Origin of the sequence: Curtobacterium sp. PhB130 (assembly GCF_003755165.1) — a bacterium.
Lineage (GTDB): Bacteria > Actinomycetota > Actinomycetes > Actinomycetales > Microbacteriaceae > Curtobacterium.
Genome location: NZ_RKII01000007.1, coordinates 516,211 through 539,521, shown reverse-complemented (window position 1 = coordinate 539,521; position 23,311 = coordinate 516,211). Strand labels below are relative to the sequence as shown.

The window sequence follows — 23,311 nt, the reverse complement described above, 5'->3', positions numbered from 1 at the left end:
CTCCCCGGTGGTGTCGGTGCTGTCGGTGCTGTCGGCGCTGTCCGTTCGGGTCCCCGCCGGGTCCTCCGGCGGGTCCGGCATCGCGGTCGCGGCCGGCATGGTCGTCGCGGCACTCGGGACGGACACGGGAGGCTCGGTGCGGCTCCCCGCGTCGGTCAACGGCGTCAGCGGGTTGCGTCCCACCATCGGTCGGGTCAGCAACGCCGGTGTCGTCCCACTCGCGTGGACCATGGACACCGTCGGGCCGCTTGCCCGGACTGCTGCGGACACCGCCGTCGTGCACGACGCGATCGCGGGGTGGGACCAGCGCGACCGGACCACGCGACGCGAGCCGGTCCACCCGACCGCGCCGAGCCTCCAGGCCGTCGACCCCGCCACCCACCTGCGCGGCCTCCGGGTCGGTGTGATCGCCGACTACGCGCTCGTCGGCAACCAACCCGATGTCACCGCCAGCGTGCGCGCCGCGCTCGACGCGCTCGACGCGCTCGTCGCCGCTGGCGCGGTGGTCACCGAGATCCACGTGCCCGGTGTGGACGAGCTCGTGGATGCGCAACTCGTGGTCGACGCTGTGGAGCCGAGCGCGATGCACCTCGACCTCCTGCGCACCAGGCCGGACGACTACGGCGACGACGTCCGGACGCATCTGGAGATCGGGCTCCGCTACTCCGGCGTCGAGTACGTGCAGGCGCAGCGTTTCCGAGCGTGGTTCCGCGACGGGCTGCTCGAGGCGATGCGCGACGTTGACGTCCTCGTGACACCGACCCTGCCGTTCACGGCGCTGCCGCACGGCGCGGAGAGCGTCGAACTCGACGGGGGGCCGGCGTCACTCACGGCCGGGAACATGCGGTACACAGCGATCGGCAGTATGGCGGGCCTCCCCGGACTCAGCGTTCCGATCGGGCTCGACCGGGACGGACTCCCGTTCGGGATGCTCCTCACCTCCCGAGCGTTCGACGAGACGCGAGCACTCGCAGCCGGGAACGGGTATCAGGCGATCACGTCGCATCACCTGCTGCGACCACAGCTTCCTTGACCGCCCGCATGCCAGCCTGTGCTCGCGAGCATCTGCGCACCGCATGCCAGAGGTCGAGTCGCAGCCTCCGCACGCTCAGGCGGGAGCCCATCGACCGCGAGGAAACAGTGTCGTGGCTGACCACTCGTCACCGTGCCGATGACCGCCGAACTCGGCCGGTTCAACGTTGGACGTCAAGTGTCTGTGCTCGGACGGCCGAGGCCACCCGATTGCGTCAGCGCAGCGAACGCAGAGTCTGTCAGCTCATCCAGCGGCGAGATGCCGTTGTCCTCGACCCAACCGTCGTAGGCCACCATCAGGCAGCCGACAGCAGCCATCACTCGCGTGCGCACCGCGATGATCGGCGTCCCGACCCGGGGCTCGCGTTTGAGCAGGAGGTCAACGAGTTCTGGGCGCCAACTTGCCTGCTTCTCGTGAAGGCGTGCCCAGAGCGCGGGGGTGGACCAGACGAGCCGGATCCTGTCGAGGCCGTCCGCCGCATCTTGCAGCAGATCCACTGCCGGAGCAACCGCGGCGCGGAGCGCCGACCAGGCGTCCTCGGTCAACGGCTGGGTATCGAGAACCGCGGCCATCTGGTCGCCAACGGTGTCGAAGACGTGCAAGACCACGTCCTCTTTGCTGCCGAAGTAGCGCAAGAAGGTGCTGCGTGAGACACCTGCTTCTCTCGCGAGGTCGTCGAAGGTGATTGCGTCGAAACCCGACTCGAGGAATTTCCGCAGACCGACGGCACCGAGTTCGTTGCGAACGGCGGCACGCCCGATCGCTCGCGTACTGGTCCCGTGCATCCGACCATCCTACGAGCCTTGACTTCAGTTGCAGGTACGAATTCTTGCGTCTACAGTGACACTCAGTGTCAAACAAGGCGCTGATGTTCACGCGATACGGAGAGAACACCCATGACCTACGACCTGCCCGCCCTGCACATCTCGGTAGCTGATGGGGTCGCCCATGTCACCATCGACAATCCCCCCTTGAACCTCTCTGACGGGACTCTCCTACCATCGCTGCGCCGGTTCGTCTCGCAGGTGCGTGGCGACGAAGCCGTCCGCGTGATCGTCTTCGACAGCGCTGATCCCGACATCTTCGTGGCGCACGGCGACACTCGGTTCATCACAGAACCCGAGGTGATGGCAGCCGCCGGCGCGGCAACGATGGCGGCGAATCCGGATGCGGAGTTTCCTGCGGACATGAACCTCATGCAAGTTGTCCACGAGGAAGTGCGCTCTCTCCCTCAGATCACGATCGGGAAGCTGACCGGCCTCGCCCGCGGCGGTGGCAACGAATTCCTCATGGCGTTGGACATGCGCTTTGCCGCCATCGGTAAAGCCGGTCAAGCCCAGCCCGAGGCGCTCATGGGCATCATGGCCGGTGGCGGAGGGACGCAGTACTTGACCTCGCTCGTCGGCAGGGCTCGTTCCCTCGAGATCCTCCTCGGCGCCCAGCTCGTCGATGCCGAACTCGCCGAGCGCTACGGGCTGGTGAACCGGGCTCTGCCGGCGGACGAGATCGATGAGTACGTCGGTTCACTGGCACGTCGGATCGGTGAGCTGAGGCCCGAAGTCGTCTTCGCCGTCAAGGAGGCGGTGAACACGGTTCCGAGCGGAGTGACGCGAGGAGGCCTCGCAACGGAGAATGCGCTTCTCGGTCCGTTGTTCACCGCCGACGCGGCAGAGCTTGCTCACCGGCTCCTCGACGCCGGCATGCAGACCCGTGCCGGCGAACTCCGCCTCGAGGCACTGATCAGCGAGATCTGACGGCTTGGGCGCCGGCTTCTCCATGCGAGACCGGCGCCCAGCAGTCACCGTTCACAGCTCAATGGCCGGGGATGTCGACCGAGCTGACGTTCACCTCGAGCGGGACGACGTCGGTTCGCACCCATGTCTCGTACACGTCGAAGCGTTCTTCGTTCTTCGTCCAGGACGTGGATTGCACGCAGATGACCGGCTCGCCGCGCACGATTTCCAGAGCTTCAGCGACTTCAGCAGTCGCGGCCCGCGCACGGATCGTGCGGTGCGCGCCGCGGAGTGGGTAGCCGGCACGCGTCAGCAGCTCGGAGAGGGACCCAGTTCCGTTGAGCACGGCTTCCGAATCGCCGACGATCGGGGCGACGCTTGGCGGACTGTAGTTGACGCTGTACACGGCAGGGACACCGTCCAGGTGGCGAAGGCGGACGAGTTCGAATCCCTCGACTCCGACCGCGACTTCGAGCAAGGCGGCGACGAAGTCCGGCAGCTTCGCTCTCCCCGATCGCAGGACGGTGGTGGTCACGGCGCGGTTCTGTCGTCCGACCGCGTTCTCAAGGAACCCTTCGGTGTTCTGGATCATCCATCCACGGTCGGACGACGGCCGCGACGCGAAGACACCTCGATTCGGGACACGCTGGGCTAGTCCTCGACTCTCAAGGAGCTGCAGGGCCTGCCGGACGGTCGCGCGGGCGATTCCGTACTCAGCGGAGAGGTCCAGTTCGCTCGGCAAACGGTCCCCCACAGCGATCGCCCCGTTCTCCACGCGGACCTGGAGCACATCAGCGAGCTGTTCGTAGTACGGCACAGGCGACTGCCGGTCAATGGCCTGTTGCTCGCTCATCCTGGCTCTCCTCGCATCGCACCCGGGGCGGCATGACACCACCACGTAGACGGTATGACCATCTCATACGGACAACCCGTACAGCCACCGCACGGTGCTCCGCTCCCGACCGATCTCAGCTATTGGACTGCAGGTTGCGAGGATCGCGCCGCCGTCTTCTCGAAGTACCCCATCGCCACCTTCGCAGCGTCATGCTGCTGCGAGATCTGCGTTTCGGTTCGCAGCGGGGCGAGTTCGTCGCCGTTCGTCGACCAGACCGGGAACGCCCCTTGCAGCGCAGCAAGCGCCTGCATCGCCGCCCCCTTGGCGACGTACTCCTCGGGATCGGGGACGACAACAGGTACGTCGACCATCTGCGTCAGGATGTGCTGAACCGCCTCACTTTGCGCAGCACCACCGATGAGGACGACGCGTTCCGTGACGATGCCACACCGCTCCAACGCTTCGAGCATCTCGACCTGGCTCGCAAGGGTTCCTTCGATGATGGCCCGCGCGAAGTTCGGACGGTTGAAGTTGGTCAGGGACGCTTGATGCAGTGAGGCTCTCGCGTGGGGCAGATCCGGAGTCCGCTCTCCTTCGAAGTACGGCAACAGGGTCAGACCGTTCGCACCTGCCGGGGCAGAGAGCGCAAGGTCCGAGAGTTCGTCGAACGAGCAGCCGAGCAGTGCGGCGCCGAGTTCGAAGTTCCGGCCGGCGTTCAGGGTCGCAACGAGCGGTTGGAACTTGCCAGTGGCGTCCGCGTAGTTGCAGACGTATCCGGCGTAGTCGTGGATCGGCGTTTCGGACTGCGTGTAGACGACCCCGGAGGTTCCGAGAGAGAGCACGGTGTCGCCGGCGCTGACGTCGAGCGCGAGGGCTGCGGCTCCGTTGTCACCGCTGCCAGCGCCCACGACGATTCCTGCGGGGATGCCGGGGATACCTCCACCGGTCACACCGGCGCGGTCGAGCGGTCCGAGGATCTTCGGAAGGGTCACGGTCTTGCCGAACGCATGCTCGACGAGGTCCATGCAGTACTCACCGGTCTCCGGCGACCAGTACGCGGTTGCCGCGGCGTCCGATCGGTCGGTGACGAGAGCATCCAGGCCGCCGTGCCCGCTTCCGTACCCCAGGAGGCGCCAGGTGAGCCAGTCGGGGACGATCGCCACCGCGGCAGTTCGCTCGGCTGCCGCCGGGTCCGTGTCTCGCAGCCAGCGGAGCTTCACGACGGTGTCCGAGAGCGTGAGCGGTAGGCCCGTTCGGCGGATCCACGTGTCTCGACCGAGTTCCTCGTTCAGGCTGACCATCTGGCCGTGGGAACCGGTGTCGTTCCAGAGCGGTGAATCGCAGACGACCTCGCCGTCCTCGTCGAGGAAGACCGGAGTGTGCTGTTGACCGCTCACCGCGATCGCTTGCACGTCTTCGAGTCCGCCTGCACGCTCAACCGCTGTGAGCAGCGCCTGCCACCACCGATCCGGGTGGACGATCGTGCCGGACGGGTGTGACGCCTTCCCTTCCCGCACACGGTTGCCGGTCGCGGCGTCTCGAACAGTGACCTTGCACATCTGCGTGGATGAGTCGATCCCTGCGATCAGCATCGTCGACCTCCTTTGGGTTACGGAAGTTGTCTCAGACGGTTCGAACAGCCTCATGCGGGGAGACCCTTGAGGTAGTCCCACTGGGGCTGGATCGTTGCTCGCCATTGAGCGAGTGCCTCGCGTCGAGCCGTGTCGACGTCCACATCTTCCGGATCGCTGTCCTGCCAACTGAGCCGCTGGTCGGAGGCGAGGGCTTGCGCGCCGCGGGAGACGACCTCCGGGAATCGGGAGGCTGTGAGCGGTGTGCCGAGGAGGTCCGCCTTCAGCTGCTGCCAGAGCGGGTTCCCGCCTGCGGGCCCGATCACCTTCACGCGGCTCGCCGTGACTGGGAAGAGGTCGAGCACGTCGGAGAACTGCAGTGCCATCCCGAGGAAGCAGCCCAGGATGAGTTCGTTGGCGGTCGTGTCGGTCTGCAGCCCGGCGATCGCGCCGCGTGTTCGAGCGTTCTTCGTCGGCGGGGGGCTCCCGCGGAACTGCGGGAGGATCACGGGCACGCGGTCGAGCGCCACGTCGCCGGCGACGTACTCCTGGTGGATGCCGGAGATGCTGTCAGCGAGTTCCGATGCGGAACGACCGAGCAGTCCCTGCAACGTCGCGAACGCCGAGCCACCAGTCGGGATCGAGGCGAACAGCGTGTAGTCGGACCCGGTGCAAGAGATTCCGTTCGCGAGCTTCGCGCGTCCTGCTGCCGGACCGAGAGTCGGTGCGTCGGTCAGGAACAGCAAGCCCTCGGTCGTCCCGGTCGAATTCAGCAGCTCGTTGTGTTCAAGGTCGGCGCCGACGGCACCGACCATGTGATCGTGGCCGGCGACGTGGACCATGACAGAGGTGTCCAGTCTGAGCTCCGCGGCCCGAACGGGCGAGAGCGTCGTGCCTTCGGAAGCGGTGCGGAGGTCGGGGAACCGGCTGACGTCCAGATCGAAGAAGTCGCACATCTCGGCCGACCACGTCCTGGCCGCGAGATCGAGCGCCATCGTCCTGCTGGCGAGGGAGAACTCCGACCATCGTTCGCCGGTCAGTTCGGCCGCTACGAACTCCGCCACGTTCAACCACTGCGCATCAGCAGCCCCCGAGCCAGCGTCGTCCACGGCCCACGCCACTTTCGAGATGCCGTAGTTCGGGTTCACCGGGAGTCCAGTGATCGCGTACACGCGATCGCGGCTGAAGACATCGAAGTCCTCGAGCCAGTCCGCTCCACGGTGGTCGTGCCAGAGGATCATCGGCGATGCCAACGACCCATCGGGGCGGACCAGCCCGCCGGACTCTCCCACACCGGCGATCGCGATGCGACGCACCGAACGTCGTGCCGCATCGTCGAGGCCGCGGACGAAGTCGGCGATCTGCTGCAGCAGCGCCTCCACCTGGTAGACCTCTCCCCAAGCGTCCCGGGTCGTCGGCGTCGGGTGCTTCGTCGAGACGACGACGCCGCCCACGTCGTCGAACAGGCACAGCTTGATGCTGGTCGTGCCGATGTCGACCGTGATGGTAGGGAGCACGGGGTGAGGTCCTTCGGTTCGGCGCTGAACGCGGTGACAGGTCAGGCGACGGATGGGTTCAGCGTGCGGATACGCTTCTCGACTACGTGGGTGATGGCGGCGACCGCGTCCGTGGAGACTCGGATGAGCGACGCCTCCTTCGGGTTGGCGTTGTAGGCCTCGCCGAACGAGCGGATCATCGCGTTCCGGAGATCGCTGGCAACGTTGACCTTCACGACGTTGTACTCGTGTAGCTGCGCGAGCTGCTCATCGGGCAGTCCGGAACCGCCGTGGATGACGAGCGGGACCGGGCTGGCGTCGCGGACGGCGGCGAGCAGCTCGAAGTCGATCGCGGCGTTCGGGACGTACCCGTGCTGGTTCCCGACCGATACCGCGAGCATGTCGCACCCGGTCGCGGCGACGAACTCGGCGGCCTGCTGGGGGTCGGTGTGTGCCGCGAACTCGGGAGCGACGTCGTCCTCCTTGCCGCCGATGCTGCCGAGCTCTGCTTCGAGAGCGAGCGACGACGGCGTCAGCTCTCGTGCGATCTTCGAGACGCGCACGTTCTCGTCGTAGTCGTACTCGGAGTAGTCGATCATGATCGAGGTGAAGTCCGCCGCAAGCGCATCCCTCACAGCATCGAGCGACTTCCCGTGGTCGAGGTGCAGCGCCACCGGGACGTCGCACTCTGCCAACCGGCGGCTGACCATGTCGTAGATGTACTCGAACCCTGACAGCGCCGCGTTGGTCGGAGCGACCTGGATGAACGTCGGAACGCCGACCTTCTCGATCGCTGCGACGATCCCCATCGTCGTTTCGATGTTCGTGGTGTTGAACGCGCCGGCGACGAGCCCGCGTGAAGTGCACTCGTTGATGACGTCGATACCGCTGACAAGAGGCAAGAGGGTTCCTTTCGGCCTGCACCGACGGCGTCGCGACGTGCAAGTCGCCGTGTTTTCGGAGCGCTTCGGTGGTCTCGGCGGCTTCCAAGGGGCGCACGCGGCGGCGCGGATGATTGCGTCATCGCGTCGCTGCGACGGAGATCCGTCTCGGCCGAACCGCCTGGGTTCCCGTCCATGGTAGGCAGGTTGGTACAGATTGTCTAGTCCATATGTACAGTCCAGCGAATTGTCCACATCGGGCTGTTGCGGTCCCGCTCATGGGACAGAATGACGCTCGTGAAGCGCGCACACCGGGGTCCGATCGTCTGCGGGGTCGACATCGGCAGTACCAACACGAAGGTCGTCGGTCTGGGTGCTGACAGTCGAGTCGTCAGCCGAGCCCAGCGACAGACCCCGCGCGACGACACCGATCTGTCCATCGACGCGCAGCAATTGCTTCGGCTCATCGAGGACATGCTCCTCGAGGTCTGCGGGACAGAGTTCGCCGTTCATGCGGTCTGCGCCGTCGGTGTCGGCGAGGACGGCATCCCCGTCGACGCACAACTGCGCCCAACGGCGTCGGCGCTCGCCTGGTTCGATCCACGACGAGCCAGGCTGTTCACCGCCGTCGCCCCGCAGCTCGCTGCAGCTGACGGAGTCGGCGTCGGCGACGATGCCGCAAGAACGCTCGTCGGTTGGCTCTGGGCCCGTGAGCAAGGACAGCTCGAATCCGCAGCAGGCTGGGTATCACTCACTGACTACGCAGCCAGCGCTTGGTCCGGCACCGCCTTCATGAGCGACTCGATCGCGGCGCGGACCGCAGCCTGGGACGGAAGAACTCGCTCATGGGTGCTGGCGCGAGTGGAGAGCACGCTGCGGGATCCGACGCTCCTGCCGAAGGTCCTCACCGCAGGTGAGGCCGTCGGACCGATCCTGTCGAGGCGCTTGGACGCGGCCGGAGTGCTTGCCCCAGGCGCACTCGCGATCGCTGGCGGCCACGACCATCCGATCGGCGGGTGGGCAGTGGACCGGCTAGACCAAGGAGCAGTACTCGACTCCATGGGAACCGCGGAAGTCGTCGTGGCGCAGGCGCCGGAGCAGGTGAACCGAACCACAGGAGTCGACGTCGCGCCCGGGATCCGGAACACCGGCACCTCACTCCTGTCGGTCGAGGAGTTCACCCGGAACGTCGAATGGGCGTCGCTCGACCCAGAGGTTGCGTCGGAACTGCGACTCATTGCGAGCGGTCGAAGGAAGCCGGACGGGTACGTGGACTCGGACGTGTTCGTCGCGGGCGATCGCGGCGGAGGCCGACCGAAGTACTCCGTCGGAGCTCCCGCGAAGGCGACATCGAGGGCGGCGGCGGTACTCGGCGCCCTCGCGCGGGTCGGCGCCGATGCGATCGACGAAGTCACCGCGCTGATGCCCGCACCAGGGCACGTGTACGTGGCCGGTGGATGGTCACGTGCGCCCGGCTGGCTCGCGATCAAGGAACAGGTCAGCGGACGGCGGATGCAGATCGTGCACGAGCCGGAAGTCGCAGCCGTCGGCGCAGCGATGCTCGCGGCGGCCGCGCTGGACTGGGTAGTCGACGCCGATACCGTGATGCGCGCCGACACCAGCCACGAGAGCGCCCGGTGATGCCCCGTCCCTAGGGCAGGTCACCGTGCCTGTCCGCAGCCGCGATCCGGAGGTTGCGGGGATCTTCCTCGCTTCGGAGCGCGAGACACAGCAGCGCCCCGACGACGTACATCGCCACGAAGGTGCCGATGAGGATGGGAACGTTTGCTGCTCCGCCGAGGACACCGACAAGGACCGGGCCGATGAACGCCGAGAGGCCTGCCGCGAGCGTGTACACAGCGAGCGCGCTCCCGCGATCTTCCGCCGGGACGAACGAGGGGACCAGGGCCGTGAGAGGTACGAAGCCGGCCAGACCAATTCCGAGAATCGCCCAGCACAGGACAGTGAGCCAGAAGTTCGGGCCAACCAGCACCGGCACGATGTACAGCGAGGCGGCCCCGACCGCGCTCATCACACACCCGAACCAAAGCACCGTGCGTTGCCACCCAAACCGGTCGCCGAGGACTCCGAAGAAGAGGTTGGCGAAGATGTTCGCCGTGTAGACGATCGTCACGATCTGCAGGTACTGAGACTGCGTGAAACCGATCTGTTCAGTGAAGAAGAACGGCGCGACGACGAAGAGCGCGAAGTTCGGCGCCGTGTTGATGAGCCGTACGAGTGCTCCGAGACTCACCCGTGGCTGACGCCAGATGATCGTGAGTCCCTTGGCAAGCTCAGCGATCGCGCTGTCGCCGTTGTGCGCGGGTCCGGCGTGCTGTCGGTCTCGGACGCCGAGGATGGCGGTGAGCGCCCCGAGGACCACGAGGCCCGTCGCAAGCCAGAAGGTGCCGACTTCACCGATGACCGGAATCGTCCAACTGGCCAGCAGCGATCCGAGCGTTGGCAGTCCAGCTCCGAATACGAACCAGAACCAGCCCACGGAGCTTCCGCGCTGCTCCGGTCGGGTCGCGGTGTTGATCCACACCAGGAACGCGTAGGCAAAGAACGGGTACCCGATGCCGCGGATCGAGTACGCGACGACGGCCACCCAGTGCACGTCAGCACCGACGCCGACGGTCAGGAACAGCGCCTCGAACACGACCCAAGTCACGGCGCCGATGATCATCACCTTGCGGGGGCCGAGGACCGAGGAGAGGGTGCCAGAAAGCCACGATCCGATGGTGACGAAGATGCCGTATGCGCTGATCGTCACCGCGGCAGCGGACTCGCTGAAGCCTTCTGTGTCCACGAGAAACGGCGACAGGTAGTTCGACTCGACTCCGTCCCCGATCATGAACAGCAGGACGCCGATGAACCCGAGTGCGAGTGGGGCGGGCAGGCCGAGCCGGTCGAGGAGCCCTCGACCCGTCGGCACTGCTGCGCTGGCGGTCATGGACTCGTTGGTCATCGCGCGTTCTCCTTCGAACGGATGTGGGGTGGGGGCCGCGCCGGACACCACGGAGGCGCGGCCCCCGACGAGTCACGGTTGATCGGACTCGCCAGTATTGAGAGCTAGAACCACTTCTCGGCGCGGTGGTCCGCCTGGATGCGGCGGATGGTGTTCGAGCGCGAGCGCAGCACGAGCGAGTCGGTGTGGATGACCCCGCGCGAGCGGCGGACACCGTCGACCAGGACGCCGTCGGTGACGCCGGTGGCGACGAAGAACGTGTTGTCGCCCGTGACCAGGTCGTCCTGGTCCAGGACCTTGTCCAGGTCGTGACCGGCGTCGATCGCCTTCTCGCGCTCCTCGTCGTCCTTCGGCTGCAGCTTGCCGAGGATCACACCGCCGAGCGCCTTGATCGCGCACGCCGTGATGATGCCCTCGGGGGTGCCGCCGACCCCGACGCACATGTCGATCGGCGAGCCGGGCAGCGCCGCGGCGATGCCACCGGCGACGTCACCGTCGAGCAGCAGCCGGGTACCGGCACCGGTCGCACGGATCGCACGGATCAGCTCGTCGTGGCGCGGGCGGTCGAGCACGGCGATGACCATGTCCTCGAGGTCCTTGTGCTTCGCCTTCGCGAGCGCGCGGATGTTCTCCCCGATCGGCTTCTCGAGGTCCAGGACCCCGCGACCATCGGGCCCGGCGGCGATCTTGTCCATGTAGAAGACGGCGGAGGGGTCGTACATCGAGCCGCGGTCCGAGACGGCCATCACGGAGATGGCGTTCTGCCGGCCGGCGGCGGTGAGCGAGGTGCCGTCGATCGGGTCGACCGCGATGTCGCAGGCCGGGCCGTGCCCGTTGCCGACGTGCTCGCCGTTGTAGAGCATCGGGGCGTTGTCCTTCTCGCCCTCACCGATGACGACGACGCCGTCGAAGTTCACCGTGCCGAGGAACTTGCGCATCGCGTCGACGGCAGCGCCGTCCGCGAGGTTCTTCTCACCACGACCGACCCACGGCTGCGCCCGGATCGCCGCTGCCTCCGTCGCACGCACGAGTTCGAGGGCCAGGTTGCGGTCGGGCTGGAGGAACAGGGAGCCGGTCTCCGTAGAGGGCTCGTCAGCGAGTGAAGGCATGCTCCCATCATGTGACTTGCAACGATTTTTGTCTAGACAGTCCAACGCGTATAGACACAAGCAGCAATCTCGTCGTACTGTGTGTCAGCGGCTCGCCCAACGACGTAGCAGTCTCCGGGAGAACGCCCTGAAACGGCGGGTGCAACGCATCCGCGACGCGACTCCCGAGAGGATCAACGAAGATGCGCGCAGTAGTGCTCGACGGCACAGGCTCGATAGAAATCGCGGACATCCCCGCGCCGACGCCCGGCCCGAACGATGTCGTCATCGCCCCCGAGGCGGTCGGCATCTGCGGTACCGACATCCACCTTGCCTCCGGCGATTACCCCACCGGCACGTTCCCCGTCGTCCCCGGGCACGAGTTCGCCGGTACCGTCACAGCCACTGGTGCTGAGGTCACGAAGTTCGCCATCGGCGACCGCGTGTCGGTCGACCCGAACGTGAACTGTGGCCACTGCGAAGAGTGCCTCGCCGGCGCGACGAACCTGTGCGAGAACCTGTACCCGATCGGCGTGACCGTCAACGGCGCGTGCGCTGAGTTCGTCGCCGTGCCCGAAAAGGTCGTCTTCAAGCTGCCCGAAGGGGTCGATTGGGCAACTGGCGCCCTCATTGAACCACTCGCATGCGTGCTGCACGCGTTCGGGCGCATCAAGCCGATCGAAGGCCAGCGGGTCCTCATCTACGGAGCCGGCTCCATCGGACTGCTCGCTCTCGCGGTTGCGAAGGCGCGTGGCGCGAAGAGCATCGAGATCATCGAACCGAGCCCCGTCCGTCGCGACGCCGCGATCGATTTCGGTGCGGACTCCGCTGGGGCGCCTGGTACGAACTCCGGCGTGCAGGACATCGACCTCGTGATCGAAGCCTCCGGACACCCGGCGGCGGTCTCCGACGCTCTGACCCGACTGGCGAAGCGCGGCACGCTCCTGCAGATGGGCGTGGTCAGCCCCACCGCCACCATCGATCTCCGCCCGTACGACCTGTTCGACCGCGAACTCTCCATCGTTGGCTCGCAGTCCCTCGCTACCTCCTACCCCGACGCGGTCACCGAGATCGTCACCCTCGACGACCTCGCCCCCCGCACCGTCACCCACACCTTCGGGCTCGACGACTACGCCGCCGCGCTCGAGGCAGCGAAGTCCGAATCTGCCCGCAAGGTGCACCTCCTCCCGCAGCAGTGACGCTGCCCTCACGGAAGAAACCCGCCATGTCCACCACGCACATCCGTACCAGCGGCCCGGCCTCGACCGGCTTCATCGACCGACTCGGACTTCCCCGCCCGCTCGTCTGGGGCTTCGTCGGCCTGCTCCTCTTCATGATCGGCGACGGCGTCGAATCGGGCTACATCGCGCCGTTCCTCGCGAACAACGGCGCGGGCACCGAGACGAACGCCGCCATCATCATCTCCGTGTACGGCGCCGTCGTCACCATCGGCTCTTGGTTGTCCGGAGCCTTGTCCGACGTCTGGGGCCCCCGACGCGTGATGATCATCGGCGCCGTCACCTGGGCCGCACTCGAGGTGCTCTTCCTCGCCGTGGCACTCCCCACCCAGAACTACTGGCTGATGCTGGTCATCTACGGCCTCCGCGGTATCGGCTACCCGTTCTTCGCCTACGGATTCCTCGTCTGGGTCCTCGCGGGCAGTCCCGCACACCGGCTCGGATCGGCAGTGGGCTGGTTCTACTTCGCCTTCACCGGCGGCCTTCCCACGCTCGGATCCCTGCTCGCGAGCGGTACCGAGCCGCTCATCGGCGAGTACCTGACCCTCTGGATCTCGTTGGTCCTGGTGGCGCTCGGGGCCGTCGTCTCGCTCGTCGGACTGCGGGGCGCCAAGGGAGGGAACCGACTCGCCCGACCAGAGGTCACCACGGGACGCAGCATCGTGAACTCCGTCGCCATCGCCTTCACCAGCCCGCGTGTCGGCCTCGGCTGCCTCGTGCGGATCGTGAACACCGCGCCGCAGTTCGGTCTGTTCGTCTTCTTCCCGACGATCTTCGCGAAGGACCTCGGCTTCGGAACCGCCGGCTGGCTGCAGCTGGTCTTCGTCCTCGGGGCGGCGAACATCTTTGCGAACCTGTTCTTCGGAGTGCTCTCCGACCGGCTTGGGTGGCACCGCACGCTGCGGTGGTTCGGCTGCATCGGGTCGGCGGTCGCGGTCCTCGCGTTCTACTTCATCCCACAGGCCACCGACGAGTACTGGGTGTCCGTGCTGTGCGCTGCGTTCTTCGGTGTGACGTTGGCCGGCTTCACACCGATCTCCGTGCTCATGTCCCTCATGGCACCGGGGCAGAAGGGCAACTCCATTGCAGTGCTCAACCTGGGTGCCGGCGCTGCGACGTTCGTCGGACCCCTGATCGTTGCGATCTTCCTCGCACCGCTCGGAGCTGGCGGTGTGACGATCATCTTCGCCGCGCTCTACGTCCTCGCTGGCATCTCCGTTCGTTGGCTGCGCGTCCCTGAGGAGTCCGCGAAGGTCGTTGCCACTGGCGGCACGCTGCAGGACCTCGCCGAGGACCCTGAGATGGTCGCTGGCACGCCGGCTCCGGGAACGCCGGAGCAGCTGAAGTAACGACTTCTCGGCCGCACCGTTCGGCGGCCGGGAGCTACGAGGGTGGACGCGATCGCGTCCACCCTCGTTTCATGTGCGACCGCGCGCGATGCGACAGGCCACGCAACCGGCTCAGAGGTTGATCATGTGGCCGGTCAGTCCGTGGAACGCTTCTTGGAACGCTTCTCCGAGTGTCGGGTGGGTGTGCACGTTGCGGGCAAGCTCCGCGGCCGTGAGGTCCCACTTCTGCGCGAGCGTGAGTTCGGGCAGCAACTCTGCGACGTCGGCACCGATCATGTGTGCGCCGAGGAGTTCGCCGTGGGCGGCGTCGGCGATGAGTTTCACGAACCCGCTCGGCTCGCCGAGGCCCTGCGCTTTCCCGTTCGCGGTGAAGGGGAACTTTGCGACGATGATCTCGTGGCCGTCGTCGCGAGCTTGCTGTTCAGTGAGGCCGAAGGATGCGACCTGCGGCTGCGTGAAGGTGGCGCGCGGCATCATCCGGTAATCGCCGAGCGGCAGGGTCTCCGCGCCAGCGATCGTCTCTGCTGCGACGATGCCTTGCGCCTCCGCGACATGGGCGAGTTGCAGTTTTGCGGTCACATCGCCGATCGCGTAGATGTGAGGGACGTTCGTTCGCATGAAGTCGTCGATCGCGATCGCGCCGCGTGTGGTGAGCTGTACGCCGGTGGCCTCGAGGCCGAATCCGAGAACGTTCGGGGCGAAGCCGACGGACATCAGCACACGGTCTGCTGTGATCACGTCAGTCGCCCCGGCCGCGTCGACGTAGGAGACGTCGACGCTCCTGCCGGAATCGGTGACGGTGTCGACGCGGGAGGAGGTCAGGATGTCGATGCCGAGCTTCTTGTACTGCCGGGTGATCTCCTTCGACACCTCCGGGTCCTCGTTGGGGAGGGCCCGGTCCAGGAACTCGATGATCGTGACGTCGACGCCGTAGTTGCGGAGCACGTACGCGAACTCCATGCCGATGGCACCGGCGCCGATGACGATCAAAGAAGCGGGCAGCTCGCGCTCGAGGATCTGGGTTTCGTAGGTGACGACGTTACTGCTCAGCTCGACGCCTGGGAGGCTGCGGACGGTGGATCCCGTGGCGATGATCGCATCGTCGAACGTCACCGTTTCCGCGCCGCCGCCGGTGAGTTGGACGTCGATGGTCTGGGCATCGCGGAACACACCGTATCCGTCGATCTCGGCGATGCCGTTCTTCTTCATCAGGTAGTGCACGCCCTTCACGCGGCCGTTGGCTACGCGCCGGCTGCGATCGAACGCGACGCCGTAGTCGAACTGGACGGTGCCGGAGATGCCGCAGACGTCTGCTTGGCGTGTGACGGTGTGCGCCAGCTCGGCGTTGCGCAGCAGCGCCTTCGAGGGGATGCAGCCCACGTTCAGGCACACCCCTCCCCAGTAACGGCTCTCGATGACGCCGACCTGCATACCGAGTTGCGCGGCGCGGATCGCGGCCACGTAGCCCCCTGGTCCAGCTCCGAGGATGACGAGGTCGTAGTGAGTGCTCATGGTGCCCTTCCTTCCGGGTTCGCTTACGCGGCGGTTTTCGCTGCGGTGGTACAAGGCAGGCAGGCGTCGACCTGACTGCGGATGTCGGCAAGGACCTCGTCGAGGGAACGCTGCGCGAACACCGTGGCGGTGGTGCTGACGTGCACGATCGCGGTGACGACGCGAGCAAGCACTTCCGCGTCCTCAGCGGGTACACCACTGCCTTCGAGACGGCGCGCGACGCCCGCCTCCAAACGGCCGGAGAGCATCAGGCCGGTGCGCCGGTGGGGCTCGTCGGGATCTCCGAAGGCAAGCTCGTGGAGGTACGTACGGCCGTTCTCAACCTGCTCGCGGACGCACTGCACAACGGGCATCAGCACCGCCATCACACGACACGTCTGCCCCACAGGCTCGGGCGCAGCGAGGCCCTGCTCTACGGCGTCTGCAAACTTGTCGTTCTGCACCATGATCAACAGTTCCGCCTTCGTCGCCGCGTAGAGGTACAAGGTGCCGATCGCTACGTCGGCGCGATCCGCGACCTGCTGCGTCGTCACACCGCTCACGCCACGCTCCGCGAACATCTCACGCGCCGCCCGCATGATGCGGTCGCGCTTGTCGGTCTTGGCCCGTTCGCGCCGCCCTACTGATTTCTCTTGTAGTGCCACAACATCTCCTTGACAAGATAACTGAGTTGACTCAAACTTGAGTCTACTCGGGGTTTCCGACGTTTCGAAAGGTCGAGAGGACTCATCCATGAGGCTCAGTAAGGGGCCCTGGCGCGATGTACCGACGAGAACCATGGCAGCAGCCGGGACACAGTTCGCGGTTCGTGAGTACGGAGCGCACTCGGAAGTCCCGCTCGTACTCCTGACGCATCTCGGTGCGAATCTGGACAGCTGGGATCCTGCCGTCGTGGATGCCCTGGCGCTGGACCGTCGTCTCATCGCCATCGACTACCGCGGCGTCGGCGCATCCGCCGGAGTGGTAGCGGACACCTTCGACGCTATGGCTGCCGATGTGATCGCTGTGCTCGGGGCACTCGAGTACGAACGGATCGATCTGTTTGGGTTGTCGATGGGCGGCATGGTCGCTCAGGCCCTGCTCGGCCAAGCACCCGAGCTGGTCGAGCGGGTGGTCCTTGCTGGCACGGGACCGCAGCACGGCCCGGGGCTGAAGGCGATGACCGGGGTCGCGATCCGTAGCACCGTACGGGCCGCGTTGACGCGCCGGGACCCGAAGCAGCTGCTGTTCTTCACCCGCAGTGCCGCTGGCCGCGCCGCTGCTTCCGCGTATCTCCGGCGGCTGACCGAGCGGAACAGGAACAGGGACAGTTCCGTCACGCCAGCGGTATTCCGGGCGCAACTTCGCGCCGTGAACCGTTGGGGGGACGCGGCGGCGCCGTCGGCGCCGTTGTGGTCCTCCCCAACACTGCTGATCCACGGCGAAGAAGACCGGATGGTCCCCGTCGTCAACGCACACGCCTTGCTCGCACTCCTGCCGGACAGCTCCTTGGCCACCTTTCCGGACTCTGGACACGGTGTGGTGTTTCAACACTCCACGGCCGTCACCGACGCCATCCGTCAGTTCCTTACCCGCTGACCGCCCGTTCGTATTCATCGCCCCTACCGACAGAGATGGAAGACATCATGCAGGCGTTCGTCCTGACCAAGTACAAGCAGCCCCTTGAACTCCGAGACATCCCCGAGCCCACCGTCGGCGAACGCGACGTCCTCGTCACGGTCGAAGCCGCAGGGCTCAATCAGCTCGACGAGAAGATCCGGGAGGGCGAGTTCAAGCCGATCCTGCCCTACAAGCTACCGACCACTCTCGGCCACGACGTCGCAGGGACTGTGATCCGGGTAGGAGGCAAGGTCAGCCATTTCAAGCCGGGCGATCAGGTGTACTCACGCCCGAGGGACCACCGCATCGGCGCGTTCGCCGAACGTATCGCCATCGACGAAGCCGACCTCGCACTCACGCCGACGACGATCACCACGATCGAGGCCGGATCGTTGCCGCTCGTCGCGCTGACCGCATGGCAGGCACTCGTGGAGCGCGGCAACGTCCAGCCCGGGCAGAAAGTCCTCATCCACGCCGGTTCTGGCGGTGTGGGCACAATTGCCATCCAGCTCGCGAAGCACCTCGGTGCCCACGTCGCCACGACGGCCTCTGCAGCCAACGCCGATTTCGTCCGCCAACTCGGCGCCGATGTGGTCATCGACTACCGCAGCCACGACTTCGAACAGGAACTCTCCGGCTACGACTTCGTCCTCGACAGTCTCGGCGGCGAAAATCTCGCCAAGTCGCTTCGCGTTCTCAAGCCCGGTGGGAAGGCCGTCAGTATCAACGGTGCGCCCGATCCTGCGTTCGCGAAGGAAGCCCACCTGAATCCGGTCGTGAAGCTCGTCGTCGCTGGGCTGAGCCGCAAGGTGCGCGCCCAGGCAGTGAAGCTCGGCGTGACGTACGAGTTCCTGTTCATGCGAGCCGACGGTGCGCAGCTGCAGAAGATGACCGACCTCTTCGAGCGCGGGATCATCCGCCCTGTCGTCGGCGCGACATTCCCGTTCGAACAGATTCCGGCTGCACTGTCGTCGCTCGGGAAGACGAGTATCCGCGGCAAGGCCGTCGTCACACTCTCTTAGCCAGCATCCGACATCGAGACCGCACTCTCTCTTGATCCCAACGAAGAAAGCCCCGTCGTCATGAGCACTCCGACCGAACCCGTGATCACCTCGTACGCGAACGCGCCCGCGAAGACCATCACCACCGGCGGCGACACGTTCGCCTACCGGGAGCTTGGACCCGAGGGCGGCATTCCGGTGGTGTTCTTCACCCACCTTGCTGCGACCCTGGACAACTGGGACCCACGGCTCGTCGACCCGATCGCCAAGCAGCGCCACGTGATCACCTTCGATCAGCTCGGAGTCGGCGCCTCCAGTGGCGCCGTCCCAGCCACCCTCGAACAGGCAGCGGACGACGCCTATGCGTTCATCACCGCCCTCGGCTACGACAAGATCGACGTCTTCTCCTTCTCCATGGGAGGCATGATCGCGCAGGATCTGACTGTCAAGCATCCATCCCTGGTCCGCAAACTTGTTCTCACCGGGACCGGCCCGCGCGGCGGCAAGGACATGGACAAGGTCGTCGGGGCCACCTACTACGACATCCTTCGCGCCGCCCTCACCCGGTCCGATCCGAAGGAGTTCCTGTTCTTCAACCGAGACGTCCCCGGCAAGAAGGCCGGCAAGGCGTTCGTGGAACGGCTCAAGGAGCGCACGGTTGACCGCGACAAGAAGATCAACAACAAGGCGTTCGGCACCCAGTTGAAGGCGATCCAGCGGTTCGGGCGCTCACAGCCGTCGGATCTGTCCGTGATCATGCAGCCGACCCTCATCGCCAACGGTGACCACGACCGCATGGTGCCATCGGTGCTGTCGACGGATCTGCGGAACCGGATCGCAAACAGTGAGCTGATCATCTACCCCAACTCCGGTCACGGCGGCATCTTCCAGTACTGGGAGGAGTTCGCCCCTGTCGCGGTGAAGTTCCTCACTGACTGAGCCCACCTCGGAAGGGCGGCAGTGCCGCCCTTCCGTCTCAGGCGAAGGGCGGCAGCTCTGGGTAGAGCGCTTCGATGGGGCCTGCAAGAGCTGCCTTCACCTTCGCGGTCTGCTCGTCACCGATCACCTCGACAGCTCCAGCCTGCAACGCGTCGAACACCTGCCGGACGAGATCGCCGGGTTGCAGCTTCTGCCCCTGCGCCTGCGCCGCCATGGCGGTGTCGACATAGCTCATGTGCACCCCGATGACGTGCACGCCTCGTGGTGCGAGTTCGAGGCGCAAGGCGTTCGTGGCGGCCCAGAGAGCGGCTTTCGCGGCACTGTACGCGCCGCCATATCCAAGCCAGCTGCCGATGGAGTGCACGTCGATCAGGATCGGGTGCGCTGCCTTCAGCAGCGCTGGGGTGAATGCGCGGGCGAGCAGGACCGGGGCGAAGAAGTTGATCTCCATTGTGGTCCGCAGTTCGGACTCGGCAATGTCGATCAAGCTGGCCGTCGAGGGGCTGGCACCGGCGTTGTTGACCAGGACCGTGACGTCGGTGGCGGAATCAGCCGCAGCCTGAATGGAGGTCGGGTCGGTGACATCGAGTTGCAGTGCGACGATGCGCTCATCATCCCAGGCGCGCGGGGTGCGCGCGGTGGCGTACACCTTCGCCGCACCCCGGGCCAGGGCTTCGGCGACGAAGTGGGTGCCGATGCCACCGTTCGCGCCCGTCACGAGGACGACGGCGCCGTTGAGTGAGGTCATGGAGGCTGCTTTCAATAGTGCGCAGGGTCAGCTGCGGGTGAGCGCGGGGTAGTCGGTGTAGCCGTGGGCGCCGCCGGAGTAGATCGTTCCGGGGTCACCCGCTTCGATTGCGGACGGGATGATCGGCTGACGGTGATGCGGGGTGTTTTCCAGGTGCGACGTGCATTCGACGTGCATCAGCTGGGTGAACAGGTGCCCGGCACCGCAGTGCACCCGTTCGGTCACGCGGCGCCACCCTGCGATGCGCTCCGGCGTCAAGATACCGGGGGTGTCGAGATACCCCTGCCCATCTGTAGAGGGTTGTGTTCCCTCGGTGATGAGCAGCTCGAGCGAGGCGCGCTGGCTGTAGTACTCGGCGGCTAGGGCACCCGGGGTCCCATCGGTATTTGCGCGGCTTCTCGTCATCAGGGTGCGAGCGAGCCAGTGCACCAGCTCGATGCGGCCGAGAGTGAAGAGGTGTCAGGGGCGGAGGGTGCGGGCATAAGCGGACTCATCTCGAGGGGTCGACGACGACGGGGAGGGGTCTCCTCGGTGCCTGTGGGAAAGTAGGGCGGTAGGATCTCTTCCCATGCCACTTACTGACTCTGCTCAGCACTGAGCGTAGTCGTCTTTTACTCCCGGAGGATCGCTCGTGACTGTGCCATCGACAGGAGCCGGCCGGCGCGAACGCAACAAGCAGGACAAGCTCGCTCGCATCACCGCGGCCGCGTCGGCTCTGTTTGCCGAGCGCGGCGTCGATGAGGTGACGACGCAGCAGATCGCTGATGCGGCGGACATCGGCACCGGCACGCTCTTCCTTTACGCGAAGACGAAAGGCGAACTGTTGCTGATGGTGCAGAACCACCACTACAAGGCTGCGCTCGAGCGCGGCACGCGACTCGCCGCGGAATCAGACACCGCGCTCGATGCGGTGATGGCAATCACCGCACCCATTATCGAGTGCAACCGTGCCCAGTTCGATAATGGACGGACGTACCTTCGCGAAATGGCATTTGGGGATCACACGGAAGAGAACCACGCCGCGGCGCTCGCAATCGTCGGTGACACGGAGATTGCGGTCAGCAGCCAGCTCAAGCGGTTTGCTGTCACCCCCGAGGCGGAAGCAATGAATCTTGCCCGCGTGGTGTCGGCGGTTCTGTTTCTGACGATGGCTACTTCGCCGAAGACGCAAACGGTGTCCGAGATAGTGGCCGCAACTGAGCAGCAGCTTCGGGCCGCGATACGCCCGCGAAGATAGCGACCCTCCAATGTCGCCGAACTGACGTTAGTCGACCACGATCACAATCTTCTGGTGCGGGCGGTGGTCAAGATTAGTTGCCCACAGTGGAATGACTGCTCGTCGCGTCGGCATGGCTGGTGCCACTGTGAGGTTTCCGTGCGAGATCCGCTGCTGCCTCGTTCTTGACGTAGCCGAGGTATGACATCGCCGCCAGAACTCGATGCCGGGTGACCGGTCGCACGTGCCCAGTTTTGTTGATCACTCGCGATACGGTTTGGTGGGAGACCGATGCCAGGGCGGCGACGTCATAGATGGTCGGAGCTTTTGGCGGCTGATCCTGCTCGGACAGCCAGCGCGGTCGTCGGCTACTCATCTCCGGGCTCAACATCCATGATCGGCTTGTCCTCTCCGAGAAGCGCGAAGCTGAGTTCTCTCCGCTGTTGGGCCAGCAAGCAACGGATCCATGGACCACCGCTCGCTGTATTTCGAGAGCTGAAAGGTCAGGGCTTCGCTTGATGGTGTCCAGGCGACTATTTTGGCGCTCGGATGCTCGTGGTGGAGTCAGTGCTTCGACGACCGACCGAGATGGGGATGATGGCCAGCGCGCCAAGAATCCCGACGATTCCACCGACGATGTACACCGCGGTGTAATCGCCGGTCGCGAGTGCGATGATCCCTCCCGCGACGAGCGGCCCGACGGCCTGCGGCACCTGGTTCGCCAGTTGGATAATGCTCATGAACCGGCCGTTTTCGTTCTCCTCGCGTGGCAGAACGTCCTGCTGAATCGCTTGATCGACTGCGCCGTAGACACCGACGGCGAGCGTGCTGAGCGCGCTGCCTACGAGGAACTGTCCCTCGCTCTGAGTGAAGGCGACCACGACCATTCCGGCGGCCAGAATGAACGCACTTGCGATCAAGAATGGCTTTCGGCTGTGGAATCGGTCCGAGAGGTACCCGCTGGCGATGGCGCCGACGATCGCCGTGACGATGCCGATGAGACCCGACGTTGCAAGGATCGGGGCGGCCTCCGCGAGCGTGATGTCGAGACGCTGCCCGAGGAGGTAGACGCCGTAAGTCGTGGAGAAGGATAGTGCGAGGAAGACCAGAGCTCGGCTGATCCATACCCAGCCGACGTTGGGGAACTTCCGTGGGTTGAAGTAGAACCCTCGCGCGATGGACTTGATGTCGACGGGCTTGCGCTCGCTCACCGATCGCTTGTCCTTCATCAGGCCCGCGAAGATCAAAACGAAGATGAGCGCGAACGCCGCCGGAGCCGCGAACATGATCACGGGGATCTTCACGAACGCACCAGCGAACAGGATTCCGACGATCGGGCCGATCTGCGTAACTGAACCGGTGAGGCCAGAGACCTTCCCTCGCTGTTCCTCGGGGATGAGGTCGCTCTGGTGCGTCAGGAGCATTGCGCCGGCAGTCGAGTATCCGACGTAGGCGATGGACCATCCGACGATGAGGAGCGGGATGGACGGTGCGAACCCGACGATGAGCGATCCGAGCAAGCCCACGATTACCCCGCCGATGATCCAGGGGCGCCGGCGGCCGAAGCGGGATCGAGTGCGATCGCTGAGGAGCCCGGCGAGCGGGGTGGTGAAGAGGACGATGATGCCCGGGATCGCGATGGCGAGTGCGATCGCGCCGTTTTTGCCGACCGGGTCGATCTGCTGTACCCGAATGGAGAGGGAGTAGCCGATCGGGGTCACCCACGCGACGTACAGCGCGAGTGTTGCCACGACCAGGCCAATGATGTAGCGCGCGCTGATCTTCTTCAGGGGGTCGGCGCCGTGGCGGACCGCGTCACCAACTCCCTCCGCAGCGATTTCGAGTCCGCTCGGAATTCCGAGTGGGACCTCGTTTGGCTTTGCTGAGGAGTGCGGCGCGGTGCCGTCGGGTGAGGACATATCAGAACTCCGTTGTTGTGATGAGTGACGCAGGCGGTCAAGTAACGCGCGTTACCGAAGTATCGCCAGTGCAGGGTCTAAAAGCAAGAGGTGATGCTGATCTGGCGTAACGCGCGGTACCAGCGGCCGTGCACCCGCTGCTGAGGTGGCGGCCACGCTTGCCGAAGGTGAGAAGACGTCGCTTG

At 65.7% G+C, this 23,311-nt stretch carries 22 protein-coding genes and 1 pseudogene; 10 read left to right on the top strand and 13 right to left on the bottom strand.

Features of this window, described 5'->3' with window-relative positions:
• Nucleotides 1-16: 16 nt before the first annotated feature.
• The gene (locus EDF24_RS08350; RefSeq protein WP_185021606.1) at nt 17-1,033 is read left to right on the top strand and encodes an amidase; all 1,017 of its coding nucleotides are present in this window, start codon (nt 17-19) and stop codon (nt 1,031-1,033) included.
• A 173-nt stretch (nt 1,034-1,206) separates the two neighbouring features.
• Here the strand turns inward: EDF24_RS08350 and EDF24_RS08345 are convergent, their stop codons facing one another.
• On the bottom strand, nt 1,207-1,818 hold the full coding sequence (locus tag EDF24_RS08345) for a TetR family transcriptional regulator (RefSeq protein ID WP_123702201.1): 612 nt from the start codon (nt 1,816-1,818) through the stop codon (nt 1,207-1,209).
• A 111-nt stretch (nt 1,819-1,929) separates the two neighbouring features.
• Between EDF24_RS08345 and EDF24_RS08340 the strand changes: the two genes are divergently transcribed.
• Nucleotides 1,930-2,787, top strand: a complete 858-nt coding sequence (locus EDF24_RS08340) for an enoyl-CoA hydratase/isomerase family protein (RefSeq protein WP_123702199.1) — start codon at nt 1,930-1,932, stop codon at nt 2,785-2,787.
• Nucleotides 2,788-2,845: 58 nt separating this feature from the next.
• Here the strand turns inward: EDF24_RS08340 and EDF24_RS08335 are convergent, their stop codons facing one another.
• From EDF24_RS08335 to EDF24_RS08320, 4 genes are all read right to left on the bottom strand, one after another.
• Nucleotides 2,846-3,619, bottom strand: a complete 774-nt coding sequence (locus EDF24_RS08335; RefSeq protein WP_123702197.1) for a GntR family transcriptional regulator — start codon at nt 3,617-3,619, stop codon at nt 2,846-2,848.
• Between the two features lie 119 nt (nt 3,620-3,738).
• A complete protein-coding gene (locus EDF24_RS08330; protein ID WP_123293789.1) occupies nt 3,739-5,193 on the bottom strand; it encodes an FGGY family carbohydrate kinase in 1,455 nt (484 codons plus the stop codon).
• Between the two features lie 50 nt (nt 5,194-5,243).
• Nucleotides 5,244-6,689: an L-fuculokinase gene (locus EDF24_RS08325; protein WP_123702195.1), complete on the bottom strand. Its 1,446-nt coding sequence runs from the start codon at nt 6,687-6,689 to the stop codon at nt 5,244-5,246.
• A gap of 41 nt (nt 6,690-6,730) precedes the next feature.
• The gene (locus EDF24_RS08320) at nt 6,731-7,570 is read right to left on the bottom strand and encodes a class II fructose-bisphosphate aldolase (RefSeq protein ID WP_123293787.1); all 840 of its coding nucleotides are present in this window, start codon (nt 7,568-7,570) and stop codon (nt 6,731-6,733) included.
• A 267-nt stretch (nt 7,571-7,837) separates the two neighbouring features.
• On the opposite strand from EDF24_RS08320, the pseudogene EDF24_RS19670 reads away from it, so the two are divergent.
• Nucleotides 7,838-8,494: pseudogene (locus EDF24_RS19670) on the top strand (FGGY family carbohydrate kinase); the annotation flags it as partial.
• Between the two features lie 114 nt (nt 8,495-8,608).
• Nucleotides 8,609-9,190: a hypothetical protein gene (locus tag EDF24_RS19505; RefSeq protein WP_243648833.1), complete on the top strand. Its 582-nt coding sequence runs from the start codon at nt 8,609-8,611 to the stop codon at nt 9,188-9,190.
• 10 nt (nt 9,191-9,200) lie between these two features.
• Here EDF24_RS19505 and EDF24_RS08310 read toward each other — a convergent pair whose 3' ends face one another.
• Entirely contained in the window at nt 9,201-10,502 is a 1,302-nt protein-coding gene (locus EDF24_RS08310; protein ID WP_260233408.1) for an MFS transporter, read from the bottom strand.
• Nucleotides 10,503-10,621: 119 nt separating this feature from the next.
• Nucleotides 10,622-11,626, bottom strand: coding sequence for a class II fructose-bisphosphatase (gene glpX, locus EDF24_RS08305; protein WP_123702191.1), 1,005 nt, complete (start codon nt 11,624-11,626; stop codon nt 10,622-10,624).
• A 182-nt stretch (nt 11,627-11,808) separates the two neighbouring features.
• Here glpX and EDF24_RS08300 point away from each other — a divergent pair, with 182 nt between their 5' ends.
• Both EDF24_RS08300 and EDF24_RS08295 read left to right on the top strand, forming a co-directional pair.
• Nucleotides 11,809-12,804, top strand: a complete 996-nt coding sequence (locus EDF24_RS08300; protein WP_123702189.1) for an alcohol dehydrogenase catalytic domain-containing protein — start codon at nt 11,809-11,811, stop codon at nt 12,802-12,804.
• 26 nt (nt 12,805-12,830) lie between these two features.
• Nucleotides 12,831-14,192 carry an MFS transporter gene (locus tag EDF24_RS08295; protein WP_123293783.1) on the top strand — a complete coding sequence of 454 codons (1,362 nt, stop codon included), beginning with the start codon at nt 12,831-12,833 and terminating at the stop codon, nt 14,190-14,192.
• Nucleotides 14,193-14,303: 111 nt separating this feature from the next.
• Here the strand turns inward: EDF24_RS08295 and lpdA are convergent, their stop codons facing one another.
• Both lpdA and EDF24_RS08285 read right to left on the bottom strand, forming a co-directional pair.
• Entirely contained in the window at nt 14,304-15,704 is a 1,401-nt protein-coding gene (lpdA, locus tag EDF24_RS08290) for a dihydrolipoyl dehydrogenase (RefSeq protein ID WP_123702187.1), read from the bottom strand.
• A gap of 23 nt (nt 15,705-15,727) precedes the next feature.
• Nucleotides 15,728-16,348 (bottom strand): TetR/AcrR family transcriptional regulator, encoded by a 621-nt coding sequence (locus tag EDF24_RS08285; protein WP_165931389.1) that lies wholly within the window; start codon nt 16,346-16,348, stop codon nt 15,728-15,730.
• A 133-nt stretch (nt 16,349-16,481) separates the two neighbouring features.
• On the opposite strand from EDF24_RS08285, the gene EDF24_RS08280 reads away from it, so the two are divergent.
• Genes EDF24_RS08280 through EDF24_RS08270 form a run of 3 tightly spaced genes read left to right on the top strand, consistent with a single transcriptional unit; the run spans nt 16,482 to nt 19,243 of the window.
• Complete coding sequence (locus tag EDF24_RS08280; protein WP_185021604.1) at nt 16,482-17,282, top strand: alpha/beta fold hydrolase; 801 nt, start codon at nt 16,482-16,484, stop codon at nt 17,280-17,282.
• Between the two features lie 47 nt (nt 17,283-17,329).
• Nucleotides 17,330-18,325, top strand: a complete 996-nt coding sequence (locus tag EDF24_RS08275; protein ID WP_123293858.1) for an NADP-dependent oxidoreductase — start codon at nt 17,330-17,332, stop codon at nt 18,323-18,325.
• 60 nt (nt 18,326-18,385) lie between these two features.
• Nucleotides 18,386-19,243 carry an alpha/beta fold hydrolase gene (locus tag EDF24_RS08270; RefSeq protein WP_123293779.1) on the top strand — a complete coding sequence of 286 codons (858 nt, stop codon included), beginning with the start codon at nt 18,386-18,388 and terminating at the stop codon, nt 19,241-19,243.
• Between the two features lie 37 nt (nt 19,244-19,280).
• On the opposite strand, the gene EDF24_RS08265 is transcribed toward EDF24_RS08270, so the two are convergent.
• Together EDF24_RS08265 and EDF24_RS08260 are read right to left on the bottom strand one after the other, a co-directional pair.
• On the bottom strand, nt 19,281-19,991 hold the full coding sequence (locus tag EDF24_RS08265) for an SDR family oxidoreductase (RefSeq protein WP_123340205.1): 711 nt from the start codon (nt 19,989-19,991) through the stop codon (nt 19,281-19,283).
• A gap of 27 nt (nt 19,992-20,018) precedes the next feature.
• Nucleotides 20,019-20,420 (bottom strand): hypothetical protein, encoded by a 402-nt coding sequence (locus tag EDF24_RS08260; RefSeq protein ID WP_260233389.1) that lies wholly within the window; start codon nt 20,418-20,420, stop codon nt 20,019-20,021.
• 202 nt (nt 20,421-20,622) lie between these two features.
• Between EDF24_RS08260 and EDF24_RS08255 the strand changes: the two genes are divergently transcribed.
• Nucleotides 20,623-21,228 carry a TetR/AcrR family transcriptional regulator gene (locus EDF24_RS08255; RefSeq protein ID WP_123702181.1) on the top strand — a complete coding sequence of 202 codons (606 nt, stop codon included), beginning with the start codon at nt 20,623-20,625 and terminating at the stop codon, nt 21,226-21,228.
• 73 nt (nt 21,229-21,301) lie between these two features.
• Here EDF24_RS08255 and EDF24_RS08250 read toward each other — a convergent pair whose 3' ends face one another.
• Together EDF24_RS08250 and EDF24_RS08245 are read right to left on the bottom strand one after the other, a co-directional pair.
• Nucleotides 21,302-21,583: a LacI family DNA-binding transcriptional regulator gene (locus EDF24_RS08250; protein ID WP_123340263.1), complete on the bottom strand. Its 282-nt coding sequence runs from the start codon at nt 21,581-21,583 to the stop codon at nt 21,302-21,304.
• A gap of 157 nt (nt 21,584-21,740) precedes the next feature.
• Nucleotides 21,741-23,126 (bottom strand): MFS transporter, encoded by a 1,386-nt coding sequence (locus tag EDF24_RS08245; protein ID WP_123702179.1) that lies wholly within the window; start codon nt 23,124-23,126, stop codon nt 21,741-21,743.
• Nucleotides 23,127-23,311 lie beyond the last annotated feature (185 nt).

Excerpts from the sequence above, each read along its gene's own strand:
- EDF24_RS08295 (WP_123293783.1), top strand. The coding sequence starts at position 12,831 with ATGTCCACCACGCACATCCGTACCAGCGGCCCGGCCTCGACCGGCTTC.
- EDF24_RS08300 (WP_123702189.1), top strand. The coding sequence starts at position 11,809 with ATGCGCGCAGTAGTGCTCGACGGCACAGGCTCGATAGAAATCGCGGAC.
- EDF24_RS08345 (WP_123702201.1), bottom strand. The coding sequence starts at position 1,818 with ATGCACGGGACCAGTACGCGAGCGATCGGGCGTGCCGCCGTTCGCAAC.
- EDF24_RS08340 (WP_123702199.1), top strand. The coding sequence starts at position 1,930 with ATGACCTACGACCTGCCCGCCCTGCACATCTCGGTAGCTGATGGGGTC.
- EDF24_RS08330 (WP_123293789.1), bottom strand. The coding sequence starts at position 5,193 with ATGCTGATCGCAGGGATCGACTCATCCACGCAGATGTGCAAGGTCACT.
- EDF24_RS08335 (WP_123702197.1), bottom strand. The coding sequence starts at position 3,619 with ATGAGCGAGCAACAGGCCATTGACCGGCAGTCGCCTGTGCCGTACTAC.
- EDF24_RS08270 (WP_123293779.1), top strand. The coding sequence starts at position 18,386 with ATGAGCACTCCGACCGAACCCGTGATCACCTCGTACGCGAACGCGCCC.
- EDF24_RS08275 (WP_123293858.1), top strand. The coding sequence starts at position 17,330 with ATGCAGGCGTTCGTCCTGACCAAGTACAAGCAGCCCCTTGAACTCCGA.
- EDF24_RS19505 (WP_243648833.1), top strand. The coding sequence starts at position 8,609 with ATGGGAACCGCGGAAGTCGTCGTGGCGCAGGCGCCGGAGCAGGTGAAC.
- EDF24_RS08250 (WP_123340263.1), bottom strand. The coding sequence starts at position 21,583 with ATGAGTAGCCGACGACCGCGCTGGCTGTCCGAGCAGGATCAGCCGCCA.
- glpX (WP_123702191.1), bottom strand. The coding sequence starts at position 11,626 with ATGCCTTCACTCGCTGACGAGCCCTCTACGGAGACCGGCTCCCTGTTC.
- EDF24_RS08245 (WP_123702179.1), bottom strand. The coding sequence starts at position 23,126 with ATGTCCTCACCCGACGGCACCGCGCCGCACTCCTCAGCAAAGCCAAAC.
- EDF24_RS08280 (WP_185021604.1), top strand. The coding sequence starts at position 16,482 with ATGGCAGCAGCCGGGACACAGTTCGCGGTTCGTGAGTACGGAGCGCAC.
- EDF24_RS08310 (WP_260233408.1), bottom strand. The coding sequence starts at position 10,502 with ATGACCGCCAGCGCAGCAGTGCCGACGGGTCGAGGGCTCCTCGACCGG.
- EDF24_RS08265 (WP_123340205.1), bottom strand. The coding sequence starts at position 19,991 with ATGACCTCACTCAACGGCGCCGTCGTCCTCGTGACGGGCGCGAACGGT.
- lpdA (WP_123702187.1), bottom strand. The coding sequence starts at position 15,704 with ATGAGCACTCACTACGACCTCGTCATCCTCGGAGCTGGACCAGGGGGC.